General features: G+C 74.0%; 13 protein-coding genes. 5 read left to right on the top strand and 8 right to left on the bottom strand.

The features are described from left to right. Positions 1-18: 18 nt before the first annotated feature. Complete coding sequence (locus tag ACPU2J_RS14045) at positions 19-636, bottom strand: SurA N-terminal domain-containing protein (protein ID WP_420080580.1); 618 nt, start codon at positions 634-636, stop codon at positions 19-21. Positions 637-827: 191 nt separating this feature from the next. Between ACPU2J_RS14045 and ACPU2J_RS14050 the strand changes: the two genes are divergently transcribed. Next, complete coding sequence (locus ACPU2J_RS14050) at positions 828-3,230, top strand: YfhO family protein (protein WP_423833383.1); 2,403 nt, start codon at positions 828-830, stop codon at positions 3,228-3,230. Positions 3,231-3,237: 7 nt separating this feature from the next. Here the strand turns inward: ACPU2J_RS14050 and ACPU2J_RS14055 are convergent, their stop codons facing one another. Beyond that, positions 3,238-4,788 (bottom strand): serine/threonine-protein kinase, encoded by a 1,551-nt coding sequence (locus tag ACPU2J_RS14055; protein WP_361601733.1) that lies wholly within the window; start codon positions 4,786-4,788, stop codon positions 3,238-3,240. Next, positions 4,785-5,414, bottom strand: coding sequence for a hypothetical protein (locus tag ACPU2J_RS14060; RefSeq protein ID WP_420080577.1), 630 nt, complete (start codon positions 5,412-5,414; stop codon positions 4,785-4,787). The genes ACPU2J_RS14055 and ACPU2J_RS14060 overlap by 4 nt, the downstream gene beginning before the upstream one ends. A 219-nt stretch (positions 5,415-5,633) precedes the next feature. On the opposite strand from ACPU2J_RS14060, the gene ACPU2J_RS14065 reads away from it, so the two are divergent. Continuing rightward, positions 5,634-6,329, top strand: a complete 696-nt coding sequence (locus ACPU2J_RS14065) for a hypothetical protein (protein WP_420080576.1) — start codon at positions 5,634-5,636, stop codon at positions 6,327-6,329. 81 nt (positions 6,330-6,410) lie between these two features. Here ACPU2J_RS14065 and mfd read toward each other — a convergent pair whose 3' ends face one another. Beyond that, positions 6,411-9,944 carry a transcription-repair coupling factor gene (gene mfd / locus ACPU2J_RS14070; RefSeq protein WP_423833384.1) on the bottom strand — a complete coding sequence of 1,178 codons (3,534 nt, stop codon included), beginning with the start codon at positions 9,942-9,944 and terminating at the stop codon, positions 6,411-6,413. 309 nt (positions 9,945-10,253) lie between these two features. On the opposite strand from mfd, the gene ACPU2J_RS14075 reads away from it, so the two are divergent. After that, a complete protein-coding gene (locus ACPU2J_RS14075; RefSeq protein ID WP_399312391.1) occupies positions 10,254-11,678 on the top strand; it encodes a DUF2079 domain-containing protein in 1,425 nt (474 codons plus the stop codon). Positions 11,679-11,759: 81 nt separating this feature from the next. Here the strand turns inward: ACPU2J_RS14075 and ACPU2J_RS14080 are convergent, their stop codons facing one another. Beyond that, positions 11,760-14,288 carry an ABC transporter permease gene (locus ACPU2J_RS14080; protein ID WP_420082421.1) on the bottom strand — a complete coding sequence of 843 codons (2,529 nt, stop codon included), beginning with the start codon at positions 14,286-14,288 and terminating at the stop codon, positions 11,760-11,762. Between the two features lie 53 nt (positions 14,289-14,341). Further along, positions 14,342-15,118, bottom strand: a complete 777-nt coding sequence (locus ACPU2J_RS14085) for an ABC transporter ATP-binding protein (protein WP_423834965.1) — start codon at positions 15,116-15,118, stop codon at positions 14,342-14,344. A 390-nt stretch (positions 15,119-15,508) separates the two neighbouring features. Between ACPU2J_RS14085 and ACPU2J_RS14090 the strand changes: the two genes are divergently transcribed. Next, positions 15,509-17,179, top strand: a complete 1,671-nt coding sequence (locus tag ACPU2J_RS14090) for an MFS transporter (RefSeq protein ID WP_399312389.1) — start codon at positions 15,509-15,511, stop codon at positions 17,177-17,179. Positions 17,180-17,313: 134 nt separating this feature from the next. Beyond that, positions 17,314-18,198: a hypothetical protein gene (locus tag ACPU2J_RS14095; protein WP_420080574.1), complete on the top strand. Its 885-nt coding sequence runs from the start codon at positions 17,314-17,316 to the stop codon at positions 18,196-18,198. Positions 18,199-18,475: 277 nt separating this feature from the next. Here the strand turns inward: ACPU2J_RS14095 and ACPU2J_RS14100 are convergent, their stop codons facing one another. Then, positions 18,476-19,348 carry a cellulose-binding protein gene (locus tag ACPU2J_RS14100; protein WP_420080573.1) on the bottom strand — a complete coding sequence of 291 codons (873 nt, stop codon included), beginning with the start codon at positions 19,346-19,348 and terminating at the stop codon, positions 18,476-18,478. 146 nt (positions 19,349-19,494) lie between these two features. After that, positions 19,495-22,047 carry an SUKH-4 family immunity protein gene (locus tag ACPU2J_RS14105; protein WP_423833385.1) on the bottom strand — a complete coding sequence of 851 codons (2,553 nt, stop codon included), beginning with the start codon at positions 22,045-22,047 and terminating at the stop codon, positions 19,495-19,497.

Below are 22,047 nucleotides of genomic sequence, written 5' to 3' on the forward strand. Positions count from 1 at the left end.
CGGTCCGGCTCCGAGGGGTCAGGCCCCCACGGGCGGCTGCGCGGGCCGGGTCCGCTGGGTGATCCACGGGGTGTCGACGGCCCCCAGGCCGATGCGCTCCTCGTCCCAGGCCCCGAAGCGCGGGTTCACCTCGATGTGGAGGGTCTGCGCCGCCTTGGAGAGCGGGCCGTAGACCTTGTCCTCGCCGTAGCGCTCGTTCAGCTTCTCGAGCAGCAGCGAGAAGCGCAGGTCCTCGTCGATCTGGCCGGGTGCCAGCGGGTCCCGGTTCAGCAGGGCGAGCTTCTCCAGGTCCCCGGCGGCCTTGCCCTGCCGGGCCGCGCGGGCGTCCTCGATCTCCTTGGTCGTGACCGAGATGCCCGCGTCGTCGGCCGCCTGCTCCAGCACCCTCAGCTGGATCATCCTGCCGAGCTTGGTCCGCTCCAGCTGCGGGGTGTTGGCGATGAGCGTCGCCCCCTGCTCGGAGCGGTTCTGCGCGGCACGGACGGCGTTCACCTGGGCCTGGACCGCGGAGGTGGTGATCCGTTCGCCCCCGACGACGGCCGCGGTGCCGGGACGGACCTCGCCCGAGCACGCCGACAGCAGGGGTGCCGCCACCAGCAGGGCGGCGGAGACGGAGAGCGCAGTGCGACGGTGCAAAGGAGCCTCCAGGGCCGGGAGATTGTGCGTGAATGCACAAGGCCGTGCGGTGATCGATGGTATGCAGTAAGGGTGGCCCGGGCCACCGGTTCGACCAACGATTCACACGGTGTCGGGGTACGTGTCTGTTCGTGTCCGCGCCACCCCGCGGCCACCCCCGCTTCCGCCGGTGCTGCCAGTGTCGGCCCACCATGTCGACACCGCACCGCTCGCCGCGCCGCCGCAGCCTGCTCGGCTCGGCACTCGCCGCCCTGCTCACGGCGGTGGCCGTGGGCGCCGGGGACGCCGCCGCCCGCGTCCACCCGTACGGACCGCGCCACCGCAGCGTCAACGACCTCGGCAATCAGTTCGTCCCCTTCCACGCGCACCTGTGGGACCTCCTGCACGGCCGCGCGCACGGCGGGCTCCTGTTCAACTGGCAGTCCGGCTTCGGCACCGGCTTCCTGCCCGACCTCGGCACCTACCTCTCCAGCCCGCTGTCCGTCCTCGTCGCCCTCTTCCCGCGCGAGGACATCGACCTCGCCGTGTACGCGGTCACCGTGCTCAAGACCGCGCTCGCCGCGGCCGCGATGGCCTGGCTGCTGCGCACCCACCACCGCGGTCCCTGGTGGGCGGCGGGACTGCTCGGCGCCTCCTACGCGCTGTGCGGCTGGTCGGTGATCGAGGCCTCCTACAACCCGATGTGGCTCGACGGGCTGATCGCCTTCCCGCTGCTGTGCCTGACCGGCGAATGGGCCCTGCGCTCCCGGCGGCCCGTGCCCGCCGCCCTGGTCGTCGCCGTCTGCTGGACCGCGAACTTCTACACCGCCTTCATGGCCACCCTCGGCGCGGCCCTCGTCCTGCTCGTCCGGGCCGCGCTGGTCCGCGAGGGCCTGCGCGCACGGCTGTCCGCCGTCGGCCGGGCGGCCGCGGCCACCGTGCTCGGGATCGCGCTCACCGCACCCGTCCTGCTCCCGCTCTTCCTCAGCACCGGCCGGGCCCACCCCGGCTGGGCCCGGGAGTTCCGGCCGGTGCCGTGGGCGGACCTGTTCGCCCGGCTGCTGCCGGGCACCTACTCCTTCTCCTCCCCCGCCGTCTTCGTCGGCACCGGCACGCTCCTGCTCGCGGCCGCGCTCCCCTTCCACCAGGCGCTCCCGCCGCGCACCCGGCTGTACTGGGCCGGGCTCACCGCGGCCGTGGCCCTCTCCCTCCAGTGGGAGCCGACCCACCTGGCCTGGCACCTGTTCGCGACCCCCAACGGCAGCCCGTACCGGCAGACGTTCGTCCTCGCCGGGATCATCGTGATCGCCGCCTGGAGCACGCTCGCCGCCGGACCGCCCCGTCTCCCGGCCCTGGCCGCGGGGGCCGCCCTCCTGGCCGCCGCCGCCCTGTGGGCGCACGGCAGCACCCTGGTCACCGCGTGGGCGTACGCGCTCTTCGCGGCCGGCCTGGCCCTGACGGCGGCGGCCTGGTGGGCGCTGCGCCTCCGCCGCCTCCTCCTCCCGGCGGCCGCACTGCTCGCGGCGGTACTGCTCGCGCAGGCGGCCGCGACCAGCGCCTTCGGGCACCGCGGCAAGCTGGGCGGCCTCGACGACTACCCGTCCTGGGGCCCCGCCCACACCGCGCGCGCCGCGGCCCTGGCGGCGGCCGACGGCTGGCCGGCGTACCGCACCGACCCGAGCCGGCCCGCCCTGTCGGGCAACGACCCGCTGCTGCTGGGCGGTGAGGGCGGCGCCTACTACAGCAGCCACACCCCGGCCGTGTTCACACGGACGATGGTGGCGCTCGGCGCGGGCTGGACCTCGCGCGGACGCAACGTCCAGAGCCTCGACAACCCGGTCACCGACGCCGTCTTCGCGGTCGGCGCCCGCCTGCAGCCCGACGGCAGCGTCCTGCGCGCCGACGTACCGCCGCTGGTGACGACCCGTCCTCCCGGCGCCCCCCTCGCCTACGGCGACTCGCCCTTCGCCAACCAGGAACTCCTCCTGGGCGCCCGCGTGTACGAGGACCCGGTCACGCCCGGGACCTGCCGGGCCGGCACCGAGGCCTTCCTGTGGGCACCCGAGTACAACGCCACGGCCCGCCTCGCGGACGGCCGCGCCTTCCGGCTGAGCGGCAACGCCCCCCGCAACCGGGCCGCGCTCCAGCCCCTCGGCGTCTCCCGCGGCACCTCCTCGGCACTGGTCTTCGACGCCGCCCCGCCGCCCCGCTGGACCCTGTCCTGCCTGGACCGTTCCCGCCTCGACGCAGCCGTCGCCGGCCTGCGGGCCACGGCCGCCACCGCCGTACGGGTCGGCTCCTCGGACGTCCGGGCCACCCTCCCGCCGGACGCGCGCGGCACGGCCGTGCTCTCCGTCCCCGCGACCGCCGGATGGACCTGCGAGGGCCGGCCCGCCGCCGAACACCTGGGCCTGGTCGCCGTCCCGCTGACCCCCGGCACCACCCGCATCGGCTGCTCCTACCGCCCGCCGGGGCTGGTGGCGGGCCTCGTCGTCGCGGGCGCGGCCCTGGTCCTGCTGCCGTTCGCGGCACGCCTGTCCGGCCGGGGCCGCGGCGGTGGCCGCAGGCCGTCCGGTGCGCCGCAGGCGGCGCTGCCCGCGCCGGTGCCCGCGTAGCCGTGCGTCAGCGGACCTGGCCCAGCCACTGCAGGGTGCGGCGCACCTCCGACGGGAACGGATGGGCCGGGCCGTGCAGGCGCTCCGCGTCGAACAGCAGCCGGGCCAGGGCGTCGTGGGCCGCCGGACGGTCGCCGAGGGACAGCAGCAGATGCGCGATCCGGCGGCGGATCTCCAGCGGCAGCGCCTGGTCCGGGTTGGCGTAGCGGTTCTCGAAGTACGGCAGCAGCGACCGGTACTCGGCGAGGGCGGCCGCCGGCTCGCCGAGCTGCTCCAGGCACTGCGCCGCGTCGTAGCGGAAGCGCAGGGACTGCGGATCGCCGGCCGGGAACTCCTCGGCGAGGCGACGCAGTTCGGGCAGGGCCCGACGGTACTGTCCGTCGTCCATCAGCGTGGCCGCGTACTGCTTGCGCAGGGAACGGACCACGGGCGAGTGCTCCCCGTGCTCCGCGGCCGCCGCCGGGAGGATGCCGCCCAGGATGTCCACGGCCTGGGTGAGCCTGCCCTGGTCCAGCAGCGTGCGCGCCTGGTCCACCGCGCCCGGGATGTCCGGCTTCGCCGGTGCCGGGACCGGCGTGGGGGTGTGCGTCGGCGGCGGCGGAGCGGTCGGCCGGGGCGGGATCGCCGTCGCCCGGTCCGGCCACGGGGCCTGCGGGCGGACGAAGGGCCGGGTCGGGTCGAGCGGACCGGACGCGCCGCGGCCGTCACGGGCCGGGAGCAGTGGGGCGAGGGCCTCGTAGACCTCCTGCGCCGAGGACGGCCGGTCCTGCGGGTCCTTGGCGAGCAGCCGCATCAGCAGCGCCTCCAGCTCCTGCGGCACCTCCGGGCGCTGCGGGCGGACCGGGAGCGGAGCCTCGTACAGGTGGCGGTGGAGCACGCCCAGCGCGGTCGAACCGGCAAAGGGCACGTTCCCGCTGAGGAGTTCGTAGAGGAGCACGCCCAGCGCGTACAGGTCGGTGTACGGGCCCACCGCCCCGCTCATCGCCTGCTCGGGCGCCATGTACGCCGGGCTGCCGATGGGCGTGCCGGTGCTGGTGAGACGCGTGGTGTCGGTGTCCATCACCGAGGCCACGCCGAGGTCGAGGACCAGGACGGTGCCGTCCGGGCGGATCATCACGTTGCGGGGCTTCAGGTCGCGGTGGACGATCGGCACCGCGTGCACGGCCGACAGGACCGAGCAGAGCTGCGCGACCACGGCGACCGCCCACTGCCACGGGTACGGGCCGTGCGCGGCGAGCCGTTCGGCCAGGTGGTCGGCGAGGTCGGAACCCTCGACGTAGCCCATGACCAGGAAGAGTTCGTCGCCGTCGCTGCCCGCGTCGTGCACGGTGACCAGCCCCGGGTGGTCCACCTGGGCCGTGACGCGGCATTCGCGCACGAAGCGGCGGCGCAGCTCCTCGGCGACCGTGCCGGGACCGGCGACCTTGTCGGGGCGCAGCAGTTTGACGGCGACCCGGCGGTCCAGGCGGCGGTCGTACGCCGTCCACACCTGACCCATGCCGCCCTGCCCGAGGACGCTCGCCAGCTGGTAGCGGTCTCCGATGAGGCGGTCGGTCACTGCTGCGGATCCCGGAAGGGCGTCTGGTTCGGGTCCTGGCGGTGCCCGCCGGGCGGCGGGGTCTGCTTGCGCAGCAGCTCGCTGAGCTCGTCGAGTTCGGCCCGGACCTGCCCGATGCGCGGCGGCGGGGTGTGCTGCGGCGGCACCTGCGGGGCGGCCGGCGTCGCACCGGAGATCACCGTGGGGGCCGTCGCCTGCGGGTAGCCGTAGGAGGGGGTGTTCTGCTGCGGGTGCGCGTAGGGCGCGGACGGCGCCGGGTACCAGGCGGCCGTCCCCGCCGTCCTGCGCGCCTCGTGGTGCTTGATGTCGGCGACGAGGAAGTACACGCAGACCGCGAAACCGGTGAGGATCGAGCCACCGGCACCGAGGTTGCCCTGCCAGCCGTTGACGTCCGGGGTGGGGTCCATCTGGATCAGCGTCATCCAGACGACGGCGAGCACCCCGCTGATCACCATCAGCGCCCAGTCCCGGTTCTTCCGGGTGACCAGGGCCAGCCGCAGCATCGATCCCCAGGACAGGAAGCCGCAGCTCAGGATGGGCAGCAGCGTGAACACCACGCGCAGGGCCACCACTCCGCCGTCGGTGGACTGGGGGCCTTGCTGCGGCTGAAGGCCGGGGCCGTGCATCGCTGCTCCTGACGGGCCGTGCGGAAGAGGTTTCGGCTCTGAGGGTATACAGCGTTCCCGGCCAGGGGTGAGGGGATGCGCCCAACCGTTGCACGCTCGCAGCATGGCCCGCGGCCGCGGCGGCGCGGCGGCGCCCGGCGCGGACCCCTCCCGCCCGCGGCCCGCGCCGAGTTGCCCCGTACTCTCCTTCCGTCCCGCCGCCCCGTGAAGAGAGTCCCCGTGCACACCGTTCACCGCCTGACCGCCGCCGCACTCGCGGGTGCCGCAGCCCTCGGGCTCTCCGGATGCGTGACCGAGCCCGCCCCGCTGTTCCCCGGCCTGGAGAACGCCCAGTCGCTGGACCGGTCCGTGACCGCGCTGCGCGGAGCGTCCACGTTCACCGTCAGCGGGAAAACGGTGACCAAGGGCGTGCCCACGCAGGTGAACCTCTCGGTCAGCGAGACCGGCGAGTGCACGGGCACCATGTCGCTGCCGACCGGTTACCTGAAGGTGGTCCGCACCCGCGAGGACGTCTTCCTCCAGAGCGACGAGGCCTTCGCCCGCATCCGGACGGAAGGCCTTCCCGCGGACGAGGCGGAGCAGGTGTTCCGGGACGCCACGACCCGGTGGATGCGCCAGGAGGCGTCCGACCCCGCCCTGAGGGGACTGGCCTCCCTGTGCGACCGGGACGGGATGCTCAACACGTTCTACGGCCGCCTGGGCACCCAGCAGGAGGGACGGACCGAGGTCGACGGCCGGCCGGCGGTCGCGATCACCGCGGACGGGCACGTCTTCCACGTGGCCGCGGAGGGAGAGCCGTACCTCCTGAAGGTGACCAAGGCCGGACCGGAGGGCATCGACCTCACCTACACCGGCATCAACCAGCCGGTACGGGTGGACGTTCCGGACGAGAAGGACGTCTACGAGGTCGACTGACCGACCCGCCGGCACGTCGGCCTGTGCTCGGGCGGGTCCGGGAACCGGTGGTCCCGGGTCCGCCCGAGCGTGGCGGCGGTGCTACGAGCCGAGGATCGTGGTGAGGAACTCGCCCGTCCAGGCCAGGAGTTCCCGGCCGACCACCGGCTTGCCGCCGATCTTGCCCGTCTTCGGGCGCGGCACCAGGATCTGCGAGGTCGCCGGCTTGAGGACCGTGCCCGGGTAGAGCCGCTTGAGCCGCAGCTCCTGGGACTCGCGCAGCTCCACCGGCCCGAAGCGGATGTTGTTGCCCTGGAGGGTGATGTCGCCGACCCCGCAGGCCCGCGCCAGCATCCGCAGCCCCGCCACCAGCAGCAGGTTCTCCACCGGCTCCGGCAGCTTGCCGTAGCGGTCGGTGAGTTCCTCGCGCACCGCCTTGATGTCCGCCTCGGAGGTGGCCGAGGCGATCGACCGGTACGCCTGAAGGCGCAGCCGCTCGCCCGGCGCGTAGTCGTGCGGGACGTGCGCGTCCACCGGAAGCTCGATCTTCACCTCCAGCGGCGGCTCCTCCTCCACCCCGCCCTCGACGGCCGCCCGGTAGTCGGCCACCGCCTCACCCACCATGCGGATGTAGAGGTCGAAGCCGACGCCCGCGATGTGACCGGACTGCTCCCCGCCCAGCAGGTTGCCCGCGCCGCGGATCTCCAGGTCCTTCATCGCCACGTACATGCCCGCGCCCATCTCGGTGTGCTGGGCGATCGTCGCGAGCCGCTCGTGCGCGGTCTCCGTCAGCGGCTTCTCCGGCGGGTACAGGAAGTACGCGTACCCGCGCTCGCGGCCGCGGCCGACGCGCCCGCGCAGCTGGTGCAGCTGCGACAGGCCGAAGTTGTCGCCGCGCTCCACGATGAGGGTGTTGGCGTTGGAGATGTCGATGCCGGACTCGACGATGGTCGTCGAGACGAGCACGTCGAACTTCTTCTCCCAGAAGTCCACGACGACCTGCTCCAGCGCCTGCTCCGACATCTGGCCGTGCGCCGTCGCGATCCGCGCCTCCGGCACGATCTCGCGCAGCTTCGCCGCCGCCCGGTCGATGGACTCCACCCGGTTGTGGATGTAGAAGCACTGGCCCTCGCGCAGGAGTTCGCGGCGGATGGCCGCGCCGATCTGCTTCTCCTCGTACGGGCCGACGAAGGTGAGCACCGGGTGCCGCTCCTCCGGCGGGGTGGTGATCGTCGACATCTCGCGGATGCCCGTCACCGCCATCTCCAGGGTGCGCGGGATCGGCGTCGCGGACATCGTCAGCACGTCCACGTTGGCCCGCAGCTTCTTCAGCTGCTCCTTGTGCTCCACGCCGAAGCGCTGCTCCTCGTCGACGATGACCAGGCCCAGGTCCTTGAAGCGTGTCTCCTGCGAGAACAGCCGGTGGGTGCCGATGACCACGTCCACCGAGCCCTCCTTCAGACCCTCCAGGGTGGCCTTCGACTCCGTCTCGCTCTGGAAGCGCGACAGCGCCTTCACGTTGACCGGGAACTGGCTGTAGCGCTCGGAGAAGGTCCCGAAGTGCTGCTGCACCAGCAGCGTGGTCGGCACGAGGACGGCCACCTGCTTGCCGTCCTGCACGGCCTTGAACGCCGCCCGGACGGCGATCTCCGTCTTGCCGTAGCCGACGTCGCCGCAGATCAGCCGGTCCATCGGGACCGACTTCTCCATGTCCTCCTTCACCTCGGCGATCGTGGTGAGCTGGTCGGGCGTCTCCGCGTACGGGAAGGCGTCCTCCAGCTCCCGCTGCCAGGGCGTGTCGGGACCGAAGGTGTGCCCGGGCGCCGCCATGCGCGCGCTGTACAGCTTGATGAGGTCGCCGGCGATCTCCTTGACGGCCTTCTTCGCGCGCGCCTTCGTCTTGGTCCAGTCGGCGCCGCCGAGCCGGTGCAGCGTCGGCGCCTCACCGCCCACGTACTTGGTGACCTGCTCCAGCTGGTCGGTGGGGATGTACAGCCGGTCCCCGGGCTGCCCGCGCTTGGCCGGCGCGTACTCCACCAGCAGGTACTCGCGGGTGGCGCCCTGCACCGTGCGCTGGACCATCTCCACGTAGCGGCCCACGCCGTGCTGCTCGTGCACGATGTAGTCGCCCGCCTCCAGCGTCAGCGGGTCGATGGACTTGCGGCGCCGGGTCGGCATCCGGCCGAGGTCCTTGGTGGCGGTGCGCTGACCGGTCAGGTCCGTCTCGGTGAGCACGGCCAGGCGCAGCACCGGGTCGACAAAACCGTTGTCGACGGAACCGCACGCCACGTGCACCAGGCTCGGCTCCAGCACGGCCAGGTCCGGCTCCAGCCGCGCCGCGATGCCCTCCCCGGCGAGCACCTCCACCGTACGGGCGGCCGGGCCGTGGCCCTCGGTCAGGTAGACGGTGCGCCAGCCGTCCGCGATCCAGCCCTTGGTGTCGGCCAGCGCCCGCGCCGTGTCCCCCCGGTACGCCTCGGGGGCGTGCATGCCGAGGGTGAGGGTGTCCCCGCCGGAGGTGTCCTCGTCGGCCGCGAACGGGGAGACCGACCACCACATCATGTCCAGCTCGCGGGCCCGGTCGCGGACGTCGGCGATACCCCGCAGCGAGGCCGCGCCCACGTCGATGGGCGCCTCGCCGCCGCCCGCGGTGGCCGCCCACGAGGCCATCAGGAACTCCTGGCTCGTCGCCACCAGGTCGGCGGCCCGGGTGCGCACCCGCTCCGGATCGCACACCACGGCCATCGACCCGGCCGGCAGCACGTCGATCAGCAGCTCCATGTCGTCGACGAGGACCGGGGCGAGGGACTCCATGCCCTCCACCGCGATCCCCTCGGCGATCTTGTTCAGGAGTTCGCCCAGCTCGGGGTGGGCCTCGGCGAGCGCCGCGGCCCGCTCCCGCACCGACGGCGTCAGCAGCAGCTCGCGGCACGGCGGCGCCCACAGACCGTGCTCGGCGATCTCCAGGGAACGCTGGTCGGCAACCTTGAAGTAGCGGATCTCCTCGACCTCGTCACCCCAGAACTCCACGCGCAGCGGATGCTCCTCCGTGGGCGGGAACACGTCCAGGATGCCGCCGCGCACGGCGAACTCGCCGCGCTTCTCGACCAGCTCGACCCGCGCGTACGCGGCCGCCGCCAGCGCCTCGGTGACCTCCCCGAGATCGGCGGCCATCCCGTGCCGCAGGCTCACCGGAACCAGGTCCGCCAGCCCGCCGACCTGCGGCTGGAGCACCGACCGGATGGGCGCGACCACCACGCTGACCGGGCCGGCGGCCGGATCGTCCTTGCTGGGGTGCACCAGGCGGCGCAGCACGGCCAGCCGGCGGCCCATGGTGTCGCTGCGCGGGCTGAGCCGTTCGTGCGGGAGCGTCTCCCACGACGGGTAGTCGGCCACCTCGTCGGGCGGCAGCAGGGAGCGCAGCGCGGCCGCCAGGTCCTCCGCCTCGCGTCCGGTGGTGGTGACCGCCAGCACCGTACGGCCGGTCTGCCGGGCCAGCGCGGCGATGACGAAGGGCCGCGCGGCGGCCGGACCGACCAGGTCCACGTGCATGCGGTTGCCGTCCCCGGCCGCGCCGACCGCCTCGGCGAGAGCGGCGTCCCGGGTGACGGCGTCGAGCAGTCCGTGCAGGCTCATGAGGGGGCTTTCCGTCCGGTGAGGTCTGGGGGGTGTACGGGCGTACGGGGTCGTGCCGGGAACGTCGGGCGGGCAACGCGAAGGGCCCGACACGTCGCACGGGCCGGGGGTTCCCACCCTACGACGGCGCCCCCGCCGACGCGCGAGGGATTCGGGTCACCCGCGCGGGTGAGCCCGGCCGGGCGGCCCCGCCCGGGTCACACCACGACCGGCGGGCCCGTCCCGCCTACGATGTCCCCGTACTGACCGCCTGAGCCCGCCGCGCCCTTCCGCCCGGGCCCACGCCGAACGGCCGAGGAGCACCAGTCCGTGACGAGCGATGCCATAGCCCGCCCGGCACCCGCGGCCGCAGCCCCCGCGAAGACCGCCGAGCCCCGGTGGGCCGGACCCTGGCTGGTCGCCGCGGCACTGCTCCCCGTCTACCTCGTGCTGTCCGTCGGCCGGTTCCGCCGCATGGACTGGGCCTCCTGGGACCTGGGCATCTTCGAGCAGGCCATCCGCGCCTACGCCCACCTGCGCGAGCCCGTCGCCGACCTGAAGGGGCCGGGCTTCAACATCCTCGGCGACCACTTCAGCCCGGTCATCGCCCTGGTCGCCCCCGTCTACCGGGTCTTCCCCGGACCGCTCACCCTGCTCGTCGTCCAGGCCCTGCTGTTCGCGCTCTCCGCCGTGCCCGTGACCCGGGCCGCCGGACGGCTCCTCGGCAAGGCCCGGGGCGTCGCCGTCGGTGTCGCCTACGGCCTGTCGTGGGGCGTGCAGCGGGCCGTGGAGTTCGACTTCCACGAGATCGCCTTCGCCGTGCCGCTCCTGGCGTTCGCCCTGGAGGCCGTCCTCGCCCGCCGCTGGCGGGCGGCACTGCTGTGGGGGCTGCCCCTGGTCCTCGTCAAGGAGGACCTCGGCTTCACCCTGGCCGCCCTGGCCGTGGTGGTCGCCTGGCGGGCCCGCGGCACCGACCGGCGCACCACCTGGACCGCGCTCGGCCTGGCGGCCGCGGCCTGCGTCTTCGCCGTCCTGGTGTTCACCGTGTTCATACCGGCCTTCGCCACGGACGGCTACGGCTACTGGCACAAGATCGACGGGGGTGGCCCGTTCGCCGGCCTCGGCACCAAGCTCACCACCCTGGCCTGGGTCCTCGTCCCCACCTCGGGACTGCTCGCGCTGCGCTCCCCGCTGCTGCTCGTCGCCGCCCCCACCCTCGGCTGGCGCTTCCTGTCCGGCGACGACCACTACTGGTCCACCGACTGGCACTACAGCGCCGTCCTGATGCCCGTCGTCGCGCTCGCCCTCGTCGACGCCATCGACGCCCTCCGCCGCGACCGGCGGCCCTGGCTGCGCTCGTACGCCCTCCAGATGCCCGCCGCGGTGCTCGCCGCGAGCCTCGCCCTGGCCGCGACCGCCATGCCCACCTCCCGGCTGACACAGGCGGACACCTACCGCAAACCCGAACGGGTCGTCGCGGTGGAACGCCTCCTCGCCCGGATCCCCGACGGGGCCACCGTCGAGGCCGACACCACCCCGCTGACCCGGCTCACCTCCCGCTGCCGCGTGCTGTGGATCGGCGGCAGCAAGGGCGTGGTCCCCGACTGGATCACCATCGACAACGGCAACAAGTGGGCCGGCGAGGACCCCACCGTGTACGCCTCCCAGCTCCACCCCGGCGAGCGGTACACCCTCGTCGGCGAGGCGGGCGGCATCGTCCTGATGCAGCGCGACACCGCGCCCGCCGGCGGCTGAGCCGCACCGCGCCGCACACAGGCGCAGGCCCGGGACCGAAGTCCCGGGCCTGCGCCTCCCCCCGACCGACCGCGGCGCCGGCTACTCGCTCGCGATCGCGTTCAGTACGTTCATCCGTCCCGCCCGGAACGCCGGGACCAGGGCGGCGAACAGGCCCACGAAGGCCGAGCCCGCGAACACCCCGAGGATCGTCGGCCACGGGATCTCCAGCACCTTCAGGCCCTCCAGCGCCAGCAGCTGCTGCGCGGTGGCCCCCCAGCCCATGCCCAGCCCGAGGCCGAGGAGGGCGCCGAAGAGGGCGATGACCACCGACTCCAGACGGATCATGCGGCGCAGCTGGCGGCGGGAGAGGCCGATGGCGCGCATCAGGCCGATCTCCCGGGTCCGCTCGACCACCGACAGGGCCAGGGTGTTCACGACGCCCAGGACCGCGACGATGATGGCGAGGCCGAGGAGCCCGTAGACCATGTTCAGCAGCTGGCCGACCTGGTCCTTCAGAGCCTGCTTGTAGTCGGTCTGGTTGCGCACCGCGTACTGCGGGTACTCGGCCATGGCCGCCTTGACCGCCTTGTACGCGGCGGCGTCGGACTGCCCGTCCTGTGCGGTGGCCAGCATCATGAAGGGCAGCGGCATCCGGTCCGCGGGGACGTTCGCCCGGGCGGTCTCGGTGCTGATGTACTTCATGCCCTTGTCGAGGTTTCCCTCGTCGCTGGTGATCGCCGCGACCTTCAGCCTGACCGTGCTGCCGCCGGTGAACGCGACGGTCATCTCGTCGCCCAGCTCGATGCCGTGCGCGGTGGCGTACAGCGAGCCGACCGACATGGAGCCGGCGCCGTAGGCCGCCGCGTGCTCGCCGGCCGTCATCTTGCGCCGGATGTCCTTGGCGTACGTCGGGTCGGTCGCGCCGAGCTCCGTCGTCTCGGAGGTGCCGTCGGGCGCGGTCAGCCTGACCTCGACCTCGCGGTAGGCGGTGACGTGGTCCAGGCCGGCGGTGGCGCGCAGGGCCTGTTCGGCCTGCGGCAGGACCGGCTGCTGGGACTCGGAGGCGACGATGTAGTCCGCGCCGACCGACCGGTCGAGCTCGTCGGTGGCCGAGGCCACCATCGAGGAGCCGACCACCGACAGGCAGGCGACCAGCGCGAGGCCGATCATCAGCGCGGCGGCGGTGGCACCGGTGCGGCGCGGGTTGCGCAGGGCGTTGCGCTCGGCGAGCCGGCCCACGGACCCGAAGGGCCGCAGCACCACGCCGGAGAGCACCCGCACCACGCCCGCGGCAAGCAGCGGGCCGATCACGATGAAGCCGACGAGGGTCAGGACCACGCCCAGGCCCAGCCAGAGCGAGCCGGCCCCGGCCTTCTCCGCCGACCCGGCGAGGTAGAGGGCCCCGCCGCCGACGCCGGTGAGGACCAGACCGAGCGCGGCCCGGACCCGTCCGGCCTTCTTGTCGCCCGGGGTGCCGGACTCGCGCAGCGCCGCCATCGGGGAGACCTTGCCGGCCCGGCGGGCCGGGACGAAGGCGGACACCACGGTCACGACGATGCCGAGGACGACGCCCACGACGGGGGTGGTCCATGCGACCGTCAGGTCGTCGGTGGACAGGTTCATGCCCATCTGGCCCATGAGGGCCATCAGGCCGACGGCCAGGCCCACGCCCGCCGCCACACCGAGGACCGAACCGACCACACCGAGCAGGAAGGCCTCGACGACCACGGACTTCAGGACCTGCCCGCTGTCGGCGCCGATGGCGCGCATCAGGCCGATCTCACGGGTGCGCTGGGCGACCAGCATGGAGAAGGTGTTGAAGATCAGGAAGATGCCGACGAGGAAGGCGATGCCGGCGAAGCCGAGCATCACGTACTTCATGACGTCGAGGAAGGCGCCGACGTCCTTGCGGTTGGCGTCCGCGGCCTCCTTCGCGGTCTGCAGCGTGTAGGCGTCCGCGCCGACCGCGCTCGCGATGTTCGCCTTGAGCTGCTCGTCGCTCACCCCGTCCTTCGCGGTGACGTTGACGTGGGTGAAGGAGTCGGGCGAGCCGAGCAGCGACTGCTGCGCGGTGGCCGTGTCGAAGTAGACGACGGCCGCGCCCGGGTTGGTCACGGTGAAGGCGGCGATCCCGGTGATCTTCGCGCGGATGTCGCCGGTGACGGCGATGGTGCGCAGTTCGTCACCGAGGGCCAGGCCGTGCTTCTTCGCGGTGTCGGCGTCGACCATCACCTCGGTGGGGCCGCGCGGAGCCCGGCCCGAGGCGATCTTCATGGACTTGAGCTCGTTGTCGCTCCAGTTGCCCGCGATGGTCGGGGCACCGGTGGTCGAACCCATGTTCTCGTTCTCGGAGTTGACCACCGTGACGGCCATCGAGACGACGCCGCCCTCGGCGCCCTTGACCCCCTCGGCCTTCCTGACCTGCTCCACGACCGAGCCCGCCAGCATCTCGGGCTTGCCGCGGTCGGGGGTCTCCTCGCCGCTCCCGACGGCCTTGGGGCTGACCGTCACGTCGGAGTTGGTGACGGCGAACAGCTTGTCGAAGGTGGTGTTCATCGTGTCGGTGAACACCAGGGTTCCGCAGACGAACGCGACGGACAGCAGGACGGCCACCGCGGACAGCGCCATCCGTCCCTTGTGCGCGACGAAGTTGCGCCGGGAGGTCTTCAGGACGGTGTTGCTCACGAGGTCCGCCCCCGCGCGTCGAAGTCCTTCATCCGGTCCAGGACCTGGTCCGCGGTGGGCGCGTACATCTCGTCGACGATCCGGCCGTCGGCGAGGAAGACGACGCGGTCCGCGTAGGAGGCGGCCACCGGGTCGTGGGTGACCATCACGATGGTCTGGCCCAGCTCGTCCACGGAACGCCGCAGGAAGCCGAGGACCTCGGCGCCCGCCCGGGAGTCCAGGTTCCCCGTCGGCTCGTCACCGAAGATGATCTCGGGACGGGCGGCGAGGGCGCGGGCCACCGCCACACGCTGCTGCTGGCCGCCGGAGAGCTCCGTCGGGCGGTGCTTGAGCCGGCCGGCCAGACCGACGGTCTCCACCACGCGGTTCAGCCACTCCGCGTCCGGCTTGCGGCCCGCGATGTCCATGGGGAGCGTGATGTTCTCCAGGGCGTTGAGCGTGGGCAGCAGGTTGAACGCCTGGAAGATGAAGCCGATCCGGTCGCGGCGCAGCCGCGTGAGCTTCTTGTCCTTCAGCCCCGTGATCTCGGTGTCGTGCAGGTGGATCTGCCCCTCGGTCACCGTGTCCAGGCCGGCGAGGCAGTGCATCAGCGTGGACTTGCCGGAGCCCGAGGGGCCCATGATCGCGGTGAACTGGCCGCGCATGATGTCCACGTCCACCCGGTCGAGGGCGACGACCCGCGTCTCCCCGGAGCCGTAGGCCTTGACGACCTTCCGCGCCCGGGCCGCGACGGCAGCATGCCCTCCAGTACCCCCGTGCCTGGTTTCGGTCATTGCCGTTGTCACGGTCTGTCTCCTTCTCGGAACGTCGATTGCTCGGAACGTCGGTGAGTGGTGCTCGGTGCGTCGTGCGTGGTGCTCGGTGCGTCGTGTTCGGCACGTCGTGCCCGGCACGCCGGACCTCGGATGTGGTGCGTGCGCCGCCGACACGAGTCTGTTGCGGCCGGCCCTCCGGCGCGCTGGTGCCCATCGCCGTATCCGCCCGGGGGTTAACCCCACCCCCGGCCCCCTGCTCCGTATGCTCCAGTTAAGGAGACGTCGCGGGCCCGCACCTCCTCCGCCGGGAGGAACGCCCCCTGGCCCGTAGTGGTGAGGAACCCCTAGGGGTCCTGCGCCCTTCGGCGTACGCACCCTGAGGGATACCGCCCGCGGGACGGCGGTGAGATGGTGTCCTGCGCAGATGCGTGCAGGGGGAAAGGAAATCCGGTGGCCGCAGCGGACAGCACGGACGGAGCTCCGGGCGGCATACCCGGGCGGCGCACCGACGGCGGAACCGGAGCGGCGGCGGCCCCGGCCACCGGCTCCGCCGCGGACGGCCGGCCGGACGGACCGGCGGGCCGGCCCCCGACCCCCGTCGTGATCTCGCTGATGCTCGGCATGGCCCTCGTCGCCCTCGACAGCACCATCGTCGCCACCGCCGTCCCGCAGATCGTCGGCGACCTCGGCGGCTTCTCCGTCTTCTCCTGGCTCTTCTCCGGCTACCTGCTCGCCGTCACCGTCACCCTGCCCGTCTACGGCAAACTGACCGACACCTTCGGCCGCAAGCCCGTCCTCCTCTTCGGCATCGGCCTCTTCCTGATCGGCTCGCTGCTGTGCGCGCTCGCCTGGAACATGGCCGCCCTCATCGCCTTCCGCATCGTCCAGGGCCTGGGCGGCGGCGCCCTCCAGGGCACCATCCAGACCCTGGCCGCCGACCTCTACCCGCTCAAGGAACGGCCGCGGATCCAGGCCCGGATGTCCAGCGTGTGGGCCACCTCCGCCGTCGCCGGACCCGCCCTCGGCGGGCTCCTCGCCTCCTACGCCCACTGGCGCTGGATCTTCCTCCTCAACCTGCCGCTGGCCGCCCTCGCCCTGTGGATGATCGCCCGCCACCTGACCGAGCCCGTACGCTCCCCGGGCCGCCGCGGCCCCGTCGACTGGGCGGGCGCGCTCGGCGTGTTCTGCTGCGGCGGACTCCTGCTCTTCGCCCTCGTCCAGGGCGGTGTCGCCTGGCCCTGGCTGTCCGCGCCCTCCCTGGGCCTGCTCGCGGCCAGTGCCGTCCTCGCCGCCGTCGTCGTCCGCGTGGAGCGCCGGGCCGCCGAGCCGATCCTGCCCGGCTGGGTGTGGCGCCGGCGCACCATCGCCGCCGTCAACCTGGCCATGGGCGCCCTCGGCCTGCTGATGGTCGCCCCGACGGTCTTCATGCCGACGTACGCCCAGTCCGTCCTGGGCCTCGGCCCCGTCGGAGCCGGACTCGTCATGTCGGTGATGACCCTGAGCTGGCCCGTCAGCGCCGCCCTCAGCCAGCACGTCTACCGGCGCATCGGCTTCCGCAACACCGCCGCCGTCGGCATCGGCCTGGCCGCCCTGATCCTCCTCTCCTTCACCCTCCTCCCGACCCCCGCCCGGCCCTGGCAGCCCGCCCTGATCATGCTGCTGCTGGGCGGCGCCCTCGGCCTCTTCCAGCTCCCGCTGATCGTCGGCGTCCAGTCCACCGTGGGCTGGGCCGAACGCGGCACCACCACCGCCTCGGTGCTGTTCTGCCGCCAGGTCGGCCAGAGCGTCGGAGCGGCCCTGCTCGCCGCCGTCGCCAACGCCACCATCGCCGCCCGTCTGGCCGACGCCCCCGTACCCGGACTCCCCGGCCACCTCGACGACGTCGCCGAGGCACTCGACGACCCGGCCCTGCTCCCCCGGGCCGCCGCCGACCACCTGCGCGAGGCGGTCTCGGCCGCGGTGGAGCACATCTTCCTCGGCGCGGCGGCCGCCGCCGTGGCCGCCCTGCTGGTCCTGCTGTTCGTGGCCCCGCGCCGGTTCCCGGTGCTGCCGGAGCTGCGCGAGGAGGAGAAGGCGTAACCGTGCGCGGGCGGGCATCGCGGGTCCGGCACCGCGGTCCGGCCGGCCGGAACGCCCCGGAGCGTCGGCTTGTCATGATCGGGACACTCGGTGACCCTCGTTGCCCAGGACCGCAACCCGGGGGAGACCACCGCATGGCATCCGCGCTCTACGCACTCGCCCTACTCGCCGCACTCGCCGGCCCGCTCTGCCTGCAGCTGCGCCGCACCCCCTCCTTCGTCACCGGCCGCGACGGCCGCCTCTCCACCTCCACCGCCCTCGCCGTGGCCTGGACGGTCATCCTCGTCTGGCTCCTCCTCACGATCCTCGGCTACGGGCTCACCGCGGGCGGCGGAGTCGCCTACTTCCGGGACGCCGACGGCCCGCTGTCCCCCCTGACCAGCGTGTACCTCCCCCTGCTCGGCGGCCCCTACGTGGCACTCATCGCCGCGAAGGCCGTCGTCGGCATGCGCGTCGAACACGGCACCATGGCCAAACCCGCCGCCCCTCCCACCCGGACGGGCCGCCGGCCGCTCCACGAACTCGTCGCCAACGACAGCGGACGCACCGACCTGGTCGACCTCCAGTACGTCGCGCTCAGCGCTGTCACCATGCTCTACGTCGTGCTGTTCTTCCTCGCGGACGTCGGCGCCGGACTGCCGCGGCTGCCCGCCGAGATGTGGGCCCTCACGGGCGCCCCGGCCGGCGCCTACCTGGTGAACAAGATGGCCGTGCGCGCCAACCCGGTGATCACCGGCATCGCGGCCGGGAACGGCCTGCTGAAGGTCGAGGGCGGGGGCTTCACCCCCGACCCCGCGGGACGCCCGCCGCTCGTCACCGTCGACGACACCCCGCTCGAAGCCCACCCCGACCCGCTCACCGGCGCCCTGACGGCCACTCTGCCGCCGACGGCGCAGCCGCCCTTCACGGTGGTCGTCACCGCCCGCGGCCTGCGCAGCGACCCGTACCGCTACGACCCCCGCCCCGAACCCACCCCGGCCACCCCGGCCCCCCGCAAGGAACCCACCGCCCCCCACTGAACCCGGCCCGACGCACGAGCCTCGCCCGACGTCGGGCAACCACCCGGCCCGGCCCGGTACGGGCGCACCCACCATCCCCGGCCCGGCGAACCGGCCGGCACCCGGGCCTTCGCCGACGGCCGAGCAACCGCCCGCCCGGTCCCGGCGCGGGGCGCGCGCACCCACCGTCCCGGCCCGGCGAACCGGCCGGCACCCGGAACAACCGGCCGGCCGGCGCCGGGCGCACACCCCACCGGCCGCAGCCGCACACCCGCGCACCCGGACCGGGAACGGACCGTCAGCCCTCCGCCGGGGCGCGGCCCGTCAGAGCCGCAAGGCTGGCCCGGACGTGGTTCATGTGCGCCCGCATCTCCTCCTGGGCCTCCGTGTGCTCCCGCAGCACCCGCTCCGTCTCACGGCCCGTCCGCTCCTGCGCCAGCCTCGCCTCCGCCAACAGCTCCGCGGCCCGCGCCTCCGCGTCCTCCTGCCCGTGCCGCGCCGTCTCCTCCGCCTCCGCGAAACCCCGGCGGGCCTCCTCCAGGCGCGCCAGCGCGTACCGCTCGGCCTCCGCCTCCCGCGCCTCCCACTCGGCCTCGCGCGCCGCCAGCTCCCGCCCCGCCGCCTCCCACCGCTCCGACTGCTCCCGCTCGCACTCCACCCGCTCCGCCTCCGCCCGCCGACGCACCTTCGCCAGCCCGGCCGAAGCCTCCGCGCGCCACGCCGACGCGTCGTCCCGCGCGCCCGCCCGCAGCCCGTCCGCCTCCCGCTCCGCACGCGCCAGCCCCTGCCGCGCCCGGATCTCCGTCTGCTCGCGCACCGCCTCCGCGTCACCCCGCGCCAGCTCCGCCGCACGGTCCGCCCGCGCCCGCGCCGCCTCCGCCGTCGCCACGGCGTCCGCCCGCGCCTCCGCCCGCAGCGACTCCGACTCCTCCTCCGCCAGCAGCAGGATCCGGCGCGCCCGTTCGCTCAGCTCGTCGTACGTCTGCGGCGCCAGCGCCGCCACCACCTCGCGCAGCCGCGCCGCCTCGGCCTCCATCTGCTTGGCCAGGACCGTCAGCCGCGCCACCCGCTCCCAGGCCTCGTCCCGGCTCCCCGAGAGCCGGGCGAGATACCGGTCGACCTCGTCGGTGCGGTAGCCGCGACCGCGCACGGTCGCAAAGGGTGCACTCATCCTGGATGCGCCTCTCTCGCGGGGATTCCCGTCAAGGATGCGCCATTTGGTCCCGGAAGCCCGAATGGCCGGGCCGAGACCCCCTCCGAGGGTCCCGACCCGGCCACGGCGACCGGTCCTCCGATCGCCCGGTCAGGCGCCGTACGTCACAGCAGCCCGTCCCACATCTGCTCCAGCAGCACCGACCACCAGCTCTCCGGCGACGCCAGCGCGGCACTGTCCAGGCCCGCCAGATTCGCCTGGAAATCGACGGTCCAGCGGCCCGCCTGCTCCGGCGTCAGATGCTGCCGCAGCCGCCACATGTGACCCAGCATCGCCATCGACCGGACGAACTGCGGCAGGCTCGAGTTCACGAACTGCGGCGGCACCGGCGCACCGCCCGGCCCGCCCTCCACCGGCACGGCCACGATGTGCGCCGTGCCGTACTGCACGCACAGCGCCTTGCCGAAGTCACTGCCGATCACCAGGTACGAGCCCGCGTCCGAAGCCGGCTGCACCTGCCGCTGCGCGGCCAGCTCGGCCAGCGTCGGCACCGGCTGACCCGGCACCGCCTGCGCCCAGAAGAACGGCCCGAAATCAGCCGGCAGACCAGACCACACCAGCGTCTGCGCCACGATCTCCGGCACACCCTGACGGGACACCGCGCGCTGGTCGAAGCGGAACACGCCCTGCGGACCGAACGCCGCCGTCAGCTCCTGCGCGATGGCCTCCAGCGGGATCGCCGGCTGCAACGGGACCTGCGGCAGCGGCGCGCGCACCGGCGCGGGGCGCGCCGGACCGTCCGCCACCTGGTGCAGCTCGCCCTGGTGCGTCAGCAGGTGCCGCATCCCCTGCTGACGGCCCGCGTGGTCCTTGCCGTACGGGGCGACGCTGGTGATCCGCACCTGCGGCCACGTCTCCCGGATCATCCGGGCGCAGTAGCCGCCGGGCAGCTCGCAGGACTCCAGCTCCGTGTGCAGCTCCAGCACCTGCTGCGGCGGGACGTTCATCGCGCGCAGCTCGTAGAGGATCTGCCACTCCGGGTGCGGGGTGCCCGGCGCCGAGCGGCGGATGATCTGCTGCTCGGAACCGTCGGCACCGCGGTAGCGGAGCACGGCCTGGTAGCCGGGCCCGACCGTGGGCACACCCGTCTGCCCCTGCGGAGAAGCGACGGGCCCGCCCTGCGGGGGCCCCGGCGGACCGGGAGGCGCGGGCTGACCGGTCACGGCCGGACCGGCCAGCATCGTCGCGGCATGGTCCAGCCCGCCACCCAGCGAACCGGGAGCACCCGGAGGACCGGGAGGCTGCGGCACACCCGGACCCGCGAGCATCGTCGCGGCGTGATGGGCCCCGCCCCCGGGAGCACCGGGAGCACCGGGCGGACCGGGAGGCTGCGGCGCACCGGGAGCACCCGGCGGACCGGGAGGCGCCGGCGGCTGACCGGTCACGGCCGGACCCGCCAGCATCGTCGCGGCATGATCCAGCCCACGCCCCAGCGAACCGGGAGCCCCCGGCGGACCGGGCGGACCGGGAGGCTGCGGCGCACCGGGAGCACCCGGCGGACCAGGAGGCGCCGGCGGCTGACCCGTGACAGCCGGACCCGCCAGCATCGTCGCCGCATGGTCCAGCCCGCCACCCAGCGAACCGGGAGCACCCGGAGGAGCGGGAGGCTGCGGCGCACCAGGAGCCCCGGGCGCAACCGGAGCAGCCGGCGGCTGACCCGTCACGGCCGGACCCGCCAGCATCGTCGCCGCATGATCCAGCCCACGACCCAGCGAACCGGGAGCCCCCGGCGGCTGCGGCGGTGCGGGCGGCGCGCCCGCTCCCGAACCCCCGGAACCACTCTCGGAACCACCCGGCCGGGACACCCGCGCCTTGCTCGTCGGCGCGTCGGCGATGTCCTGCGGCGACGACCCGATCGCGGGCACCACGGCGGTCCTCGGCAGCCCGCTGCCACCCGGCATCAGCGTCGTCGGCGCGTCCGCGGCCGCGGAGTGCACCGGCGCGTCGTCCAGGTCCGAACCGGACAACGGCGGCGCGAACACCGTCGCGGGCAGCGGAACGGACACGTCGTCCCCGCCCGGATTCACATCGGTACCCGCCCACGGAGTCGACCCCGACGGCACGGCCACCGGAGCCGGCTCCACCGGAACCCCGTCATTGGCCGTCGGCTCGTACGGGACCTCGCCCCCACGGCTCAACGGCACCGGCTCGCCCGGCACCGGACCCCCGGACCCGGCGGGCCCCGCCGCGGCGGACGCCCCGGCCGGCACCTCCTCGGCGGCCGGCGCGGAAACCTCCACGTCGGACACCGCGGCCGCCACGGGAGCCGGCGCCGGCGGAATGCCCGCCCGGTCCGCCGCCTCCTGCAGCCACTCCGGCGGACTCAGCATGAACGAGGTCATCTCCGAGTCGATCCGCGGCGCGGGCACCGACGCCTCCGAGGCCGCGGACGCCGAAGCGGCCCCGTACTCCTCCTCGTACCGGCGGATCACCTCACCCACCGGCAGCCCCGGCCACAAGGTCACCTCCCCGCTGTCCCGCGCGATGACCAGCCGCTGCCGGCCACCCCCGGACACCGGACCGGCCGCCCGGTCCTCGGCCCACACCACGAACCCGAGCCCGAACTCCCGCACCCGCACCTCCCGGTGCTGGTACCCGGGCACGTCCCCGTTGATCCACTCCTCGGCGCGCTCCTGCGCCTGCGCGAACGTCACCAC

Origin of the sequence: Streptomyces manipurensis (genome assembly GCF_049570255.1) — a bacterium.
Taxonomy (GTDB): Bacteria; Actinomycetota; Actinomycetes; order Streptomycetales; family Streptomycetaceae; genus Streptomyces; species Streptomyces manipurensis.

What these genes read in the sequence shown, in the direction of transcription:
- ACPU2J_RS14050 (WP_423833383.1), top strand. Translation starts at nt 828, where the DNA reads ATGTCGACACCGCACCGCTCGCCGCGCCGCCGCAGCCTGCTCGGCTCG.
- ACPU2J_RS14060 (WP_420080577.1), bottom strand. Translation starts at nt 5,414, where the DNA reads ATGCACGGCCCCGGCCTTCAGCCGCAGCAAGGCCCCCAGTCCACCGAC.
- mfd (WP_423833384.1), bottom strand. Translation starts at nt 9,944, where the DNA reads ATGAGCCTGCACGGACTGCTCGACGCCGTCACCCGGGACGCCGCTCTC.
- ACPU2J_RS14080 (WP_420082421.1), bottom strand. Translation starts at nt 14,288, where the DNA reads ATGGCGCTGTCCGCGGTGGCCGTCCTGCTGTCCGTCGCGTTCGTCTGC.
- ACPU2J_RS14085 (WP_423834965.1), bottom strand. Translation starts at nt 15,118, where the DNA reads ATGACCGAAACCAGGCACGGGGGTACTGGAGGGCATGCTGCCGTCGCG.
- ACPU2J_RS14090 (WP_399312389.1), top strand. Translation starts at nt 15,509, where the DNA reads ATGGTGTCCTGCGCAGATGCGTGCAGGGGGAAAGGAAATCCGGTGGCC.
- ACPU2J_RS14095 (WP_420080574.1), top strand. Translation starts at nt 17,314, where the DNA reads ATGGCATCCGCGCTCTACGCACTCGCCCTACTCGCCGCACTCGCCGGC.
- ACPU2J_RS14100 (WP_420080573.1), bottom strand. Translation starts at nt 19,348, where the DNA reads ATGAGTGCACCCTTTGCGACCGTGCGCGGTCGCGGCTACCGCACCGAC.